Here is a 12,770-nt window from a genome sequence, read left to right as displayed (position 1 = left end):
TTATTTTATTGAGGAAAGTAAAATGATCGTAACCACAACACCAAATATTGATGGTAAACAAATTGTAGAATATAAAGGACTTGTTTTTGGAGAAGTCGTAGCGGGTTCTAATTTTGTTCGTGACTTTTTTGCAAGTTTTACAGATTTCTTTGGTGGACGTTCAGGGGCTTATGAAGCACGTTTAGCTAAGGGACGTCAAGAAGCATTAGATGAATTGCAAGAGAATGCTCGTAAGCTCGGTGCAGATGCGGTGATTGGTGTGGAAGTGAACTATACGTCGATTACTTCAGAAAGTAAAAGTATGTTTATGATTGTGGCGAGTGGTACCGCCGTAGTTACTCGTTAATGGCGTCTTTACTTCTTCCTCCACTTAGTCTGTATGTACATATTCCATGGTGTGTACAAAAATGTCCATATTGTGATTTCAATTCTCATGGGCTGAAGGGAGAGATTCCTGAACAAGATTATATTGAGCATCTACTTGCAGATTTGCAAGCCGATATCATGCGCTTTAAAGATAGCCTTCAAAATCGACCATTACATTCTATTTTTATTGGTGGTGGTACACCAAGTTTATTTTCCGCAGAAAGCATTGCTCAATTATTATCAGCTATTCAGCAGCTTATTCCGTTTCAGCAAGATATTGAAGTGACTCTTGAGGCAAATCCTGGCACCGTGGAGGCTGAACGTTTTCATGGGTATGTCAACGCAGGAATAACTCGAATATCCATGGGTATTCAAAGTTTTTCTAATGAAAAGCTGGTGGCTCTTGGACGTATTCATAATGTTGCTGAGGCAAAAAGTGCGGTAGAAATTGCTAAAATTTCTGGCTTGAAGAGCTTTAATGTGGACTTAATGCACGGTTTACCGAATCAAACCCTCGAACAAGCTCTAGATGATTTACGTCAAGCTATTGAATTGTCGCCACCACATTTATCTTGGTACCAATTAACTATTGAACCGAATACCATGTTTGCATCTCGACCACCTAAGCTGCCAGATGATGATGAACTTTGGGATATTTTTGAGCAAGGTCATCAATTATTGACTGCTGCGGGCTATCAACAATATGAAACCTCAGCTTATGCTAAACCAGGTTTTCAATGTCAACATAATCTTAATTATTGGCGATTTGGTGATTATTTAGCCATAGGTTGTGGAGCACACGGCAAAATGAGTTTTCAAAATGGTGAAATTATTCGTTATTCAAAAACTCGCCACCCTAAAGGTTACTTAAGAGGTGAATACCTTTATGAAGAACGTCAAGTTGCAGATGTGGATCGTCCCTTTGAATTTTTTATGAATCGTTTCCGATTGTTAGAAATTGTGCCGAAATCAGAATTTCGAGCCTATACAGGATTATCGGAAAGCACCATAGCGCAACAGATAAATTGGGCGGTTGAACAGAATTATATTATAGAAACTGAAACAACGTGGCAAATTACTGAACATGGTAAGTTATTCTTAAATGAATTACTTGAAGCATTTTTAGTAGATGAATAACTAAATAAAGGCTGAATTGATTTCAGTCTTTATTTTTATGAGAATCTTTATACCTATACCCCGATTTAAAACAATCTAAGAATTTCACTTGTTTATCAGATTATTTGAGGCTAAAGTAACATACATTCAACAAGCAATCGTTTGCTTGTTGTTTTGTAAGTTGTTTTAGTTTCAAATTTCTCTACAATGATTTTTTATTGCTGAAGAAGTTTGATAAAGTTTCTTGGCTTTAATCTTAAAAATAGTATGCTTTAAAATAAGAATTAAATTTAACCTAAACCTTAAGGACCAAATATGGATCAATTAGAGATGAAAAAAGTTGCTGCAAAAGCAGCACTACAATTTGTAAAACCCGATATGATAGTGGGTGTAGGTAGTGGTTCTACAGTGAATTGTTTCATAGAAGAATTAGGCTCTCTTCGTAATCAAATAAAAGGAGCTGTTGCAGCTTCCAAAGCCTCGGAAGAATTATTAAGAAAACAAGGTATTGAAGTATTTAGTGCAAATGATGTTTCGAGTTTGGATATCTATGTGGATGGTGCAGATGAAATTAACCCACAGAAGATGATGATTAAAGGTGGTGGGGCAGCATTAACACGTGAAAAAATTGTGGCTTCATTAGCAAAAAATTTTATTTGTATTGTTGATAGTAGTAAACAAGTTGATGTGCTTGGTACAACCTTTCCTCTTCCTGTTGAAGTTATTCCGATGGCTCGTTCTCAAGTGGCTCGTAAACTGGTTTCATTAGGTGGCTCTCCAGAATGGCGAGAAGGGGTAATTACGGATAATGGTAATGTCATTTTAGACGTACATCATTTTACGATTATGAATCCCGTTGAAATGGAAAAAGAATTAAATAATGTTGCTGGCGTTGTTACTAATGGCATTTTTGCTCTAAATGCAGCAAATACCTTAATTGTGGGCACTCCAGAAGGTGCTAAAATTATTAGTTAATAAATTATATAAGGAAGATAAGATGGTTCCAGTATCTTTCGATAAAGATCAAATTAAGTTTTTATTATTAGAAGGTGTTCACCAGAATGCAATTAATGTATTGCAAGCAGCTGGTTATACCAATATTGAATATTATAAAAAGGCGTTAGGTCCAGAAGAACTTAAAAAAGCCATTAAAGATGCTCACTTTATTGGTATACGTTCCAGAACAAATTTAACAGAAGATGTTCTTGAGCATGCGGAAAAATTGATTGCTATTGGTTGTTTTTGTATTGGTACTAATCAAGTGGCTTTAGAAGCTGCTAAAGAAAAAGGTATTCCCGTTTTTAATGCACCTTTTTCCAATACTCGTTCTGTGGCAGAACTCGTATTAGGTGAAATTTTGTTGTTAATGCGTAATATTCCAAGAGCAAATGCACAAGTACATCTAGGTGAATGGAATAAATCAGCAGCAGGTTCTCATGAAGTTCGTGGTAAGAAATTAGGGATTATTGGCTATGGTCATATTGGTTCACAATTAAGTATTATTGCTGAATCTCTAGGTTTAAATGTTTTTTTCTATGATATAGAGAATAAATTACCTTTGGGAAATGCGCAGCAAGTTTCATCATTAGAAAAACTTTTAGGATTTTGCGATATTATTTCATTGCACGTGCCAGAATTACCTTCTACTAAAAATTTAATGAATGCTAAACGTATTGCACAGTTAAAACCTGGTAGTATTTTAATTAACGCTGCACGTGGTTCTGTAGTGGATATTGAAGCCTTAGCAAAAGCACTTGATGAAGGTAAAGTTCAGGGCGCAGCAATTGATGTCTTCCCTGTGGAGCCTGCTTCTGAAGAAGTATTTGAGTCACCTCTATGTAAATTTGATAATGTGATTTTAACTCCACATATTGGTGGTTCAACAGCAGAAGCACAAGAGAATATTGGTACTGAAGTGGCTAATAAGTTTGTTAAATATGCGGATAATGGTTCAACTTTATCTGCGGTAAATTTCCCAGAGGTTTCTTTACCTGAACATAGTTCTGCTAAACGAATTTTGCATATTCATCAAAATAGACCAGGTATTTTGAATCAAATTAATAAAGTGTTTGTAGACCAAAATATTAATATTGCAGCACAGTTTTTACAAACTGATTCTAAAATTGGCTATGTTGTCGTGGATATTGAAACCGATGACAGTGTTGAATTATTGCAAAAATTAAAAGATATTGATGGTACGATTCGTGCACGTGTCTTAGTTTAATTAACCTTCAAGTCAGTTTAAAAAGGAAGAGTTGATCTTCCTTTTTTCATTTCTAAGCAAGTATAGAAGAGATAAAATTTTATCCTTAGCACTTATATTTATGGTAATATCTTTGCTAATTATTTATTTAACTTTTATCTTAAATGAAAAAACTATTTCAATTTTTTTTAATTTTATCTGTTATTTTGTTAGGCATCGGCTTTTGGGGTTATAGTAAGATTCAATCCTTAATTAATGAACCTGTTAATGTGCAAGCCGATCAATTATTAACCTTAGAACGTGGAACAACAGGGCAAAAGCTATTTACCTTATTAGAGCAAGAAAATATTATTACTAATCATCCATTGTTTCCTTGGTTACTTAAATTACAAACTCAACTGAATAATGTGAAAGCTGGTACTTATTCTTTGAATGGAATAACTACCTTAGGGGAATTACTCAGACTGTTGAATACGGGTAAAGAGGCTCAATTTAGTTTGCGTTTTACGGAGGGTGAGACCTGGAGACAAGTGAAGCAATCTCTTTTACATGCTCCTCATTTAACATCAGAACTAAAAGATAAAACAGAAGAAGAAATTTTTACGCAATTTAATGCACTGTTGCCTGAATGGAATGCTGTGAATGAGTGGAAAACATTAGATGGCTGGATTTATCCTGATACTTATAATTACACACCTTATTCAACAGATACCGCATTATTAAAACGTGCTATTGAAAAAATGGTTAAAATTTTAAATAAGGCTTGGCAAACAAGGGATGAAGGATTGCCCTTAAAAAATCCTTATGAAATGTTGATTCTTGCTTCTATTGTTGAAAAAGAAAGTAGTATTGCTACGGAGCGTGGGAAAATAGCCTCAGTATTTCTGAATCGTTTGCGAGTTAATATGAAATTACAAACAGATCCTACTGTTATTTATGGCATGGGGGAAAATTATACAGGTAATCTTCGTAAAAAAGATCTTGAAACACCGACTCCTTATAATACTTATGTGATTGATGGATTACCACCAACCCCTATTGCTATGCCAAGTGAAGAATCTTTAATGGCAGTAGCTAAACCAGAAAAAACAGATTTTTTATATTTTGTGGCAGATGGATCGGGCGGACATAAATTTACACGCAATTTAAATGAGCATAATCGTGCAGTGCAAGAATATTTACGTTGGTTACGCCAAAATAAGGTTCAGTAGAAATAGATATTATGAACGGAAAATTTATTGTGCTTGAAGGCTTAGAGGGAGCAGGAAAAACCACAGCACGTCAAGCAATTATTGAAGAATTACAATCTCAAGGTATTACAAACTTGGTGTTTACTCGTGAACCAGGTGGGACACCTTTAGCGGAAAAATTACGTCATTTGATAAAACATGAAACGGAAGAACCAGTAACAGATAAAGCAGAGTTATTGATGCTTTATGCTGCACGTATTCAGTTAGTCGAAAATGTCATTAAACCTGCATTAGCAGATGGCAAATGGGTAATTGGTGATCGTCATGATCTTTCATCACAGGCTTATCAAGGTGGTGGACGGCAGTTAGATCGTCATTTATTATCTACATTAAAAGAAACGGTCTTAGGTAGTTTCGCACCTGATTTGACTTTATATTTGGATTTAGATCCCGCTATCGGCTTAGAACGTGCAAGAGGGCGTGGAGCCTTAGATCGCATTGAGCAACAAGGGTTAGATTTTTTCCACCGTTCTAGAGCTCGTTATTTGGAACTGGTAAAAGCCGATCCTAAAGCTGTGATTATTAATGCAGAACAACCTATTGAACAAGTCACTGCTGACATTAAAAGTGCGGTCAGAAATTGGCTAAATTCTTTGAAATAAGAGTTGATTCGTAATGGTAAATCTTTATCCTTGGCTACAATCTTATTATGACAAAATCACTACTGCTTTTAGCGAAGGTTATGGTCACCATGCCATATTGTTTCGAGCTGAGCAAGGGCTAGGTGTGCAACAACTCGTTCAAGCGGTAGCAAGTAGGATTATATGTCAGTCAGAGGATAGTCAAAACAAACCTTGTGACCATTGTCATAGCTGTCATTTATTTCAGGCGAGTAATCATCCTGATGTTTATAGCTTAGCACCTATTGAAGATAAAGATATTGGTGTGGATCAGATTCGAGAGATTAATCAAAAGGTCGCTCAACATGCACAGCAAGGCGGAAATAAAATTGTTTGTATTGAAGAGGTCAATCGATTAACTGAAAGTGCCGCAAATGCTTTATTAAAAACTTTAGAAGAGCCTCGTCCGAATACCTATTTTTTATTAAATGCTGACTTATCAGCCTCTCTAATGGCAACCATTTATAGTCGTTGTCAGGTATGGATTATTGATACTCCTGTTGAGCAAGTGGCTATCAACTGGTTGCAACAACAATGTACAGCGGAAATTTCAGATATTGATACCGCACTTCGTATGAGCTATGGTCGTCCGCTATTAGCGCTCACCTATTTAACACAAGGACTACTTGAAAAAAGACGTGAGTTTTTACGTGCATTTTGGTTGTTTTATATTCGCCGTTCTCCCTTAGAGCTATTGCCACTTTTTGATAAAACATTGACATTATCGCAGTTAGATTGGTTACTTGCTTTTTTATCTGATGCAATAAAATTTAAGCTAAATATTTATGAAGGATGGATAAACCAAGATTTAGCTAAAGGAGTACAGCAATTTTCAGAACAGCAACAAGTAGTTGGATTATTGAAGGCTATACAGATTATACAAAAAGTGCGGTGGGATTTAATGAAAATTAATGGGGTGAATCAGGAGCTAATTTTATTAGATGGTTTAAGTCGCTTAATTACTGAAGTTTTTGACCCTAAAATTTAAAGGAAAGTAAAATGTTTATTGTTGATAGTCACTGTCATTTAGATTCTCTAGATTATGAGAAATTACATACTAATGTGGATGATGTGATTGAAAAAGCCAAAGCTCGTGGAGTAAAACATTTTTTATCAATTGGTGTCACCTTAGGTCGCTTTGAGGCGATGCGTGATTTAGTAGCACATCGTGATGATGTGTCTTTATCCTGTGGTTTGCATCCACTTGATTTAGGTGATGAGCGCTTTGATAGACAACGTTTAGAACAATATGCCACAGATAAACGGGTAATCGCAATTGGCGAAATTGGATTAGATTATTATTACGATCAACAGCGTAAAGCAGAACAGTTAGATGTTTTTGCTCAACAAATTGATGTCGCTAATCAGGTGAATAAACCAGTAATTATTCATACACGAGATGCTCGCGAAGATACCATTCGTGTATTACGTGAAAATCATGCTGAAAAGTGCGGTGGAGTAATTCATTGTTTTACGGAAAATATGGATTTTGCAAAACAAGCATTAGATTTAGGATTTTATATTTCTTGTTCTGGCATTGTGACTTTTAAAAATGCAGAAGAAATTCGTGAAGTAATTCGCTATGTACCTGTCGATCGCCTATTGGTAGAGACTGATTCACCTTATTTAGCACCAGTGCCTTATCGAGGTAAACAAAATCAACCAGCGTATACCCGAGAAGTTTGCGAATATGTGGCAGCATTAAAAGGGCTTTCTAGCGAACAGTTTGCTTTAATCACAACACAAAATTTTGAGCGTTTGTTTAAGGTTAACGTGTTATAATCAATAACATTTTTAAAAGGGTAATGTTATGCGTAAACTAATTAAATATTTTCTACTAATAGTAGTGTTCCTCTTCCATGTTGTGTTATTTGCTGGAATTCATTATATATTTCCTCATTATGAAACCACCAAAATTACTGGTGTGGAAGTAAAACGTGTAGATAAAGATGGTCCTATCACTAAAGCGAATCCAGCTGATGGCCCAACTCGAGATGTTTATTACATTTATACTCAAGAACCAGGTAAAGATAAGCCAATGGTATATCGTAATGAAGATACTCGCTGGGGATTTCCATTTTATTTCAAATTTGGTTCAGCGGATCTACAAGCAAAAGCATCCACTTTTGCTCAAGATCAACGCTTAGTAGAAATAAAATATTATGGTTGGAGAATAGTAATGTTTGATGAGTTCCGTAATGCTATTTCAATGAAAGAGGTGACAGAAGATACGGGCTCACATCCAATTTTAAGCTATATTTTTTATTTCCTTGGTTTAATTACCTTATTCTTCTCCATCCAACTGATCCGTGGTTGGTTTGATAGTGAAGTTTAGTAAGTGAGGGCGCCATCTGGCGTCCTACTTTTCATATCACATAGTAAAAGATGATTTTATGAGTTTATTTGAAGCAATATTAATTTTACTGCTGTTAATTTTAATCAGTGCAGTGATTTCTTCTTCCGAAATTTCCTTAGCGGGGGCAAGAAGATTAAAGCTACAATCATTAGCAAATGAAGGAGATGTGCGAGCAGAGAATGTGCTGAAATTACAGGAACATCCTGGTCGTTTCATTACCGTGGTGCAAATTGGGTTGAATATGGTGGCTATTTTTGGCGGGATGTTAGGTGAAAGCGCAATACGTCCTTATATTCAAGAGATTATTTATCAACATAGCAGTGCCGAATGGGTCGAAACCGTAGCCTCTTGGCTATCATTTGCTGTAGTCACGATGGCTTTTATTCTTTTTGCTGATTTAATGCCTAAACGTGTTGCGATAACTTATCCAGAAACTGTTGCTTTACGTACGGTTGGCATTATGTCTTTTTTCATTATGGTTTTTAAACCATTAGTATTACTGTTTGATTCGATTGCCAATGTGATATTTAGGCTATTTCATATTTCTACAGTACGCCATGAAAGTATGACTTCTGAAGATATTGTTGCAGTTGTTGATGCAGGAGCGGAGGCTGGAGTGCTAAAGGCTCAAGAGCATTATTTAATTGAAAATATTTTTGATATGCAAGAGCGAACAGTGACCTCAAGTATGACGACTCGTGAAAATATTGTATTTTTAGACCGCACTTTTGATCGACAAAAAGTTATTGATACCTTAACTGTAGATTCACATTCTAAAGTGCTCATTTGTGATAAAGGTTTAGATCATATTCTCGGTTATGTAGAATCCCATACTTTATTAACCCTTTATTTGCGTGAACCACAAGTCTCATTGACGGATCAACGCATTTTACGAAAACCTTTATTTATTCCAGATACGTTATCGCTTTATGAGGTCTTAGAGTTATTTAAGTCATCTGGCGAAGATTTTGCGGTTATTGTCAATGAATATGCACTTGTTGTCGGCATTTGTACGTTAAACGATGTAATGAGTATCGTGATGGGCGAATTAGTCTCTAGTGAGGAAGAACAAATTGTACGTCGTGATGAAGATTCATGGTTAATTGATGGTGCAACCCCACTTGAAGATGTAAGACGTGCTCTTGATATTGAGAGCTTTCCTGATTGGGAAAATTACGAAACGATTAGTGGCTTTATGATGTATATGTTACGTAAGATTCCAAAGAAAACGGATTTTGTGCTTTATGACAAATATAAATTTGAAATTATTGATACTGAAAATTTCAAAATTGATCAGCTACTTGTATCCATTCGTAAAGATTTAAATAACGAAAACGTATCATTATAATTAAAAAGTAAGAACATAAGGATTGTTATGCCAGAACCTCGATTTGTCCATTTACGTGTACATAGTGACTTCTCCATGATTGATGGAATCGCTAAAGTAAAACCATTGGTTAAAACCTGTGTACAAGAAAATATGGTGGCGATGGCGTTAACCGATTTCACAAATTTTTGTGGATTGGTCAAATTTTATGGTTCCTCTTTGGAATCAGGGATTAAACCCATTATGGGCGCGGATGTCTTAGTTAAAAGTCAATTAATGGGAGATGAGCGCTTTGAATTAACACTTTTAGCCAAAAATAATGAAGGCTATAAAAACATTACCTTGTTATTGTCGAAAGCGTACCAACGAGGTTATGAAGATTTACCTTATATTGACCAAGATTGGCTGATTGAACATCGTGATGGAGTGATTATTTTATCAGGTGGCCGTAATGGTGATGTAGGTAAAAAACTGCTTAAAAATAATGCTACAGATGATGTTGAAAGTGCGGTCGCTTTTTACCAAAAATATTTCCCTGAGCATTATTATTTAGCATTAACTCGTACAGGACATGCCGAAGAAGAAACTTATGTACAAGCCGCTATTAAATTAGCCCAAAAACATCAACTTCCTGTGGTGGCTACTAATGATGTTGTCTTTCTTAAAGCGGATGATTTCGAAGCACATGAAATTCGAGTAGCGATTCATGACGGTTATACCTTAGATGATCCAAAGCGTCCAAAACTTTATACGGAGCAACAATATTTCCGTTCAGAACAGGAAATGTGTGATTTATTTGCAGATATTCCCTCAGCACTTGAAAACACAGTATTAATTGCCCAACGCTGCAATGTGACTATACGTCTGGGAGAGTATTTCTTACCGCAATTCCCAACGGGCGAATTGAGTACAGAAGATTATCTGATTAAGCGAGCTCGTGATGGTTTAGAGGAACGTTTAGCCGTACTTTTCCCTGATGAACAAGAACGTCAAGAAAAACGGGAAATTTACGATCAGCGTTTAGAGACCGAATTAGGCGTGATCAACCAAATGGGATTCCCTGGTTATTTCTTAATCGTGATGGAGTTCATTCAATGGTCTAAAGATAATAATATTCCAGTAGGTCCAGGGCGAGGTTCTGGTGCTGGATCATTAGTAGCTTATTCATTACGTATTACCGACTTAGATCCATTAGAATTTGATTTACTTTTTGAGCGTTTTCTTAATCCAGAACGGGTTTCAATGCCTGACTTTGACGTTGATTTCTGTATGGATAACCGTGATAAAGTTATTGAACATGTTGCGGATATGTATGGTCGTGGTGCGGTATCACAAATTATTACTTTTGGCACCATGGCTGCCAAAGCAGTAATTCGAGATGTAGGACGTGTACTCGGACATCCTTATGGATTTGTCGATCGTATTTCAAAATTGATTCCTTCAGATCCTGGAATGACCTTGGCAAAAGCCTTTGATGCAGAGCCTCAGTTACAAACTATTTATGATAGTGATGAAGAAGTTAAAGCCTTAATTGATATGGCTCGTAAACTGGAAGGTGTGACTCGTAACGCAGGGAAACACGCAGGTGGGGTAGTTATTTCGCCAACCTTGATTACCGACTTTGCACCACTGTATTGTGATAGTGAAGGTAAACATCCTGTTACACACTTTGATAAAAGTGATGTGGAATATGCAGGCTTAGTAAAATTTGACTTTTTAGGTTTACGAACACTCACTATTATAAAATGGGCATTAGATATGATTAATGCACGTATGGAGCGAGAAGGTAAACCACTGGTAGATATTAGCCATATTCCATTGGATGATCCCGCTTCCTTTGCCTTACTCTTAAAATCAGAAACTACCGCTGTATTCCAGTTGGAATCGCGTGGGATGAAGGACTTAATCAAACGTCTACAACCAGACTGTTTCGAAGATATTATTGCGTTAGTAGCATTATTCCGACCAGGCCCACTAGAATCAGGTATGGTACAAAACTTTATTGATCGTAAACATGGACGTGAAGAAGTTGCATACCCTGATGCACAATACCAACATGAATGTTTAAAGCCAATTCTTGAACCAACCTATGGCGTTATTGTTTATCAAGAACAGGTCATGCAAATTGCTCAAGAACTTGCAGGCTATACTCTGGGGGGGGCGGACTTATTGCGTCGTGCGATGGGTAAGAAAAAACCAGAGGAAATGGCAAAACAACGTTCTGTCTTTGAGAAAGGAGCGATTGATAAAGGTATTGATGGCGAACTTGCCATGAAGATCTTCGACTTAGTAGAAAAATTTGCAGGCTATGGTTTTAATAAATCACACTCAGCAGCTTATGCTTTAGTATCTTATCAAACCCTATGGTTAAAGACCCATTTCCCAGCAGAATTTATGGCTGCAGTAATGACCTCTGAAATGGACAATACAGATAAAATTGTCGGTTTATATGATGAATGTTTAAGAATGGGGTTAAAAGTAACGCCACCAGATATTAATACGGGGAAACATCATTTTAGTGTGAATGATCATGGTGAGATCGTGTATGGTATCGGTGCGATCAAAGGCGTTGGTGAAGGTCCGATTGAAGCATTGGTTGCTGCTCGTGAGCAAGGCGGAATTTTTAAAGACTTATTTGATTTATGTGCTCGTGTTGATTTAAAGAAAATTAATCGTCGTACTTTTGAGAGTTTAATTATGTCGGGGGCTTTTGATAAATTAGGTCCTCATCGTGCTGCGTTATCGAAAAATTTAGAAGATGCTTTAAAAGCCTCTGATCAACATGCAAAAGATCGGGCTGCTGGGCAGGCTGATATGTTTGGTGTTTTGACACAAAGCCCTGAAGATGTTGAGATTGCATATGCTAATACACCTCGCTGGTCAGAAAAGCAAATTCTTGATGGAGAACGGGAAACTTTAGGATTATATTTAAGCAGCCATCCTATTAGTCGTTATTTAAAAGAACTTTCTCATTATAGTCAAAATCGCTTAAAGGACTTAGTACCAAATATTAGAGGCCAAGTAAGTACCGCAAGTGGTTTAGTCGTAGCTTCTCGATTTGCTATGACGAAGAAAGGAAATCGTTTAGGTATTGCGACTTTAGATGACCGCTCTGGGCGTTTAGACATTACCTTATTTGCAGAAGCCTTAGAACGTTTTGGTGAAAAACTTGAAAAAGATACAGTAGTAGTGGTTTCAGGACAGGTTAGCTACGATGACTTCACCCAAGGCTTACGTATGTCCGTTCGTGATTTAATGACTTTAGATGAGGCTCGTAGCCGTTATGCAAAAAGTCTTGCTATTAGCTTGAGTCAACAGCAAATTACCCCACAGTTTCTTAAGCAATTTAAAGCAGTGATTGAACCATATTCGGGCGGAACGATGCCGATTAATGTCTATTACCAAAGCCCTGAAGGTAGAGCTTTACTTAAATTAGGTGTGCAATGGTATATTAAGCCAACCGATGATTTGCTCGGTGAATTGGTTAATATGTTAGGTGAAAGTGCAGTTGAATTAGAATTTGAATAATAAA

11 protein-coding genes are annotated in these 12,770 nt (G+C 36.5%); all 11 read left to right on the top strand.

The window, feature by feature from the left end:
* Positions 1 to 22 precede the first annotated feature (22 nt).
* The 11 genes from HMPREF1052_RS03770 (at position 23) to dnaE (ending at position 12,766) form a co-directional block, all read left to right on the top strand.
* Complete coding sequence (locus HMPREF1052_RS03770) at positions 23 to 346, top strand: YbjQ family protein (protein WP_005759806.1); 324 nt, start codon at positions 23 to 25, stop codon at positions 344 to 346.
* Positions 346 to 1,503, top strand: a complete 1,158-nt coding sequence (hemW, locus tag HMPREF1052_RS03765) for a radical SAM family heme chaperone HemW (RefSeq protein WP_005759823.1) — start codon at positions 346 to 348, stop codon at positions 1,501 to 1,503. Before HMPREF1052_RS03770 ends, hemW begins: the two co-directional genes overlap by 1 nt.
* A 294-nt stretch (positions 1,504 to 1,797) precedes the next feature.
* Positions 1,798 to 2,457, top strand: coding sequence for a ribose-5-phosphate isomerase RpiA (rpiA, locus tag HMPREF1052_RS03760; protein WP_005759864.1), 660 nt, complete (start codon positions 1,798 to 1,800; stop codon positions 2,455 to 2,457).
* 22 nt (positions 2,458 to 2,479) lie between these two features.
* On the top strand, positions 2,480 to 3,706 hold the full coding sequence (gene serA, locus HMPREF1052_RS03755) for a phosphoglycerate dehydrogenase (protein WP_005759937.1): 1,227 nt from the start codon (positions 2,480 to 2,482) through the stop codon (positions 3,704 to 3,706).
* 143 nt (positions 3,707 to 3,849) lie between these two features.
* On the top strand, positions 3,850 to 4,896 hold the full coding sequence (mltG, locus tag HMPREF1052_RS03750) for an endolytic transglycosylase MltG (RefSeq protein ID WP_005759803.1): 1,047 nt from the start codon (positions 3,850 to 3,852) through the stop codon (positions 4,894 to 4,896).
* 11 nt (positions 4,897 to 4,907) lie between these two features.
* Positions 4,908 to 5,537 (top strand): dTMP kinase, encoded by a 630-nt coding sequence (gene tmk, locus HMPREF1052_RS03745; RefSeq protein WP_005759798.1) that lies wholly within the window; start codon positions 4,908 to 4,910, stop codon positions 5,535 to 5,537.
* Positions 5,538 to 5,550: 13 nt separating this feature from the next.
* Entirely contained in the window at positions 5,551 to 6,543 is a 993-nt protein-coding gene (locus tag HMPREF1052_RS03740) for a DNA polymerase III subunit delta' (protein ID WP_005759851.1), read from the top strand.
* Between the two features lie 11 nt (positions 6,544 to 6,554).
* On the top strand, positions 6,555 to 7,337 hold the full coding sequence (locus HMPREF1052_RS03735; protein WP_005759932.1) for a TatD family hydrolase: 783 nt from the start codon (positions 6,555 to 6,557) through the stop codon (positions 7,335 to 7,337).
* A gap of 28 nt (positions 7,338 to 7,365) precedes the next feature.
* Positions 7,366 to 7,890, top strand: coding sequence for a DUF1523 family protein (locus tag HMPREF1052_RS03730; RefSeq protein WP_005759876.1), 525 nt, complete (start codon positions 7,366 to 7,368; stop codon positions 7,888 to 7,890).
* A 58-nt stretch (positions 7,891 to 7,948) separates the two neighbouring features.
* The gene (locus tag HMPREF1052_RS03725) at positions 7,949 to 9,259 is read left to right on the top strand and encodes a hemolysin family protein (protein ID WP_005759858.1); all 1,311 of its coding nucleotides are present in this window, start codon (positions 7,949 to 7,951) and stop codon (positions 9,257 to 9,259) included.
* A 27-nt stretch (positions 9,260 to 9,286) separates the two neighbouring features.
* The gene (gene dnaE, locus HMPREF1052_RS03720; RefSeq protein WP_005759830.1) at positions 9,287 to 12,766 is read left to right on the top strand and encodes a DNA polymerase III subunit alpha; all 3,480 of its coding nucleotides are present in this window, start codon (positions 9,287 to 9,289) and stop codon (positions 12,764 to 12,766) included.
* Positions 12,767 to 12,770: the final 4 nt, after the last annotated feature.

Origin of the sequence: Pasteurella bettyae CCUG 2042 (assembly GCF_000262245.1) — a bacterium.
GTDB lineage: Bacteria > Pseudomonadota > Gammaproteobacteria > Enterobacterales > Pasteurellaceae > Basfia > Basfia bettyae.
The sequence above is the reverse complement of the archived record's forward strand: the minus strand, read 5'-3'. Positions and strand labels throughout refer to the sequence as shown.

Coding starts and splice junctions, on each gene's coding strand:
- HMPREF1052_RS03740 (WP_005759851.1), top strand. CDS start 5,551: ATGGTAAATCTTTATCCTTGGCTACAATCTTATTATGACAAAATCACT.
- HMPREF1052_RS03725 (WP_005759858.1), top strand. CDS start 7,949: ATGAGTTTATTTGAAGCAATATTAATTTTACTGCTGTTAATTTTAATC.
- HMPREF1052_RS03770 (WP_005759806.1), top strand. CDS start 23: ATGATCGTAACCACAACACCAAATATTGATGGTAAACAAATTGTAGAA.
- tmk (WP_005759798.1), top strand. CDS start 4,908: ATGAACGGAAAATTTATTGTGCTTGAAGGCTTAGAGGGAGCAGGAAAA.
- serA (WP_005759937.1), top strand. CDS start 2,480: ATGGTTCCAGTATCTTTCGATAAAGATCAAATTAAGTTTTTATTATTA.
- mltG (WP_005759803.1), top strand. CDS start 3,850: ATGAAAAAACTATTTCAATTTTTTTTAATTTTATCTGTTATTTTGTTA.
- HMPREF1052_RS03735 (WP_005759932.1), top strand. CDS start 6,555: ATGTTTATTGTTGATAGTCACTGTCATTTAGATTCTCTAGATTATGAG.
- dnaE (WP_005759830.1), top strand. CDS start 9,287: ATGCCAGAACCTCGATTTGTCCATTTACGTGTACATAGTGACTTCTCC.
- rpiA (WP_005759864.1), top strand. CDS start 1,798: ATGGATCAATTAGAGATGAAAAAAGTTGCTGCAAAAGCAGCACTACAA.
- HMPREF1052_RS03730 (WP_005759876.1), top strand. CDS start 7,366: ATGCGTAAACTAATTAAATATTTTCTACTAATAGTAGTGTTCCTCTTC.
- hemW (WP_005759823.1), top strand. CDS start 346: ATGGCGTCTTTACTTCTTCCTCCACTTAGTCTGTATGTACATATTCCA.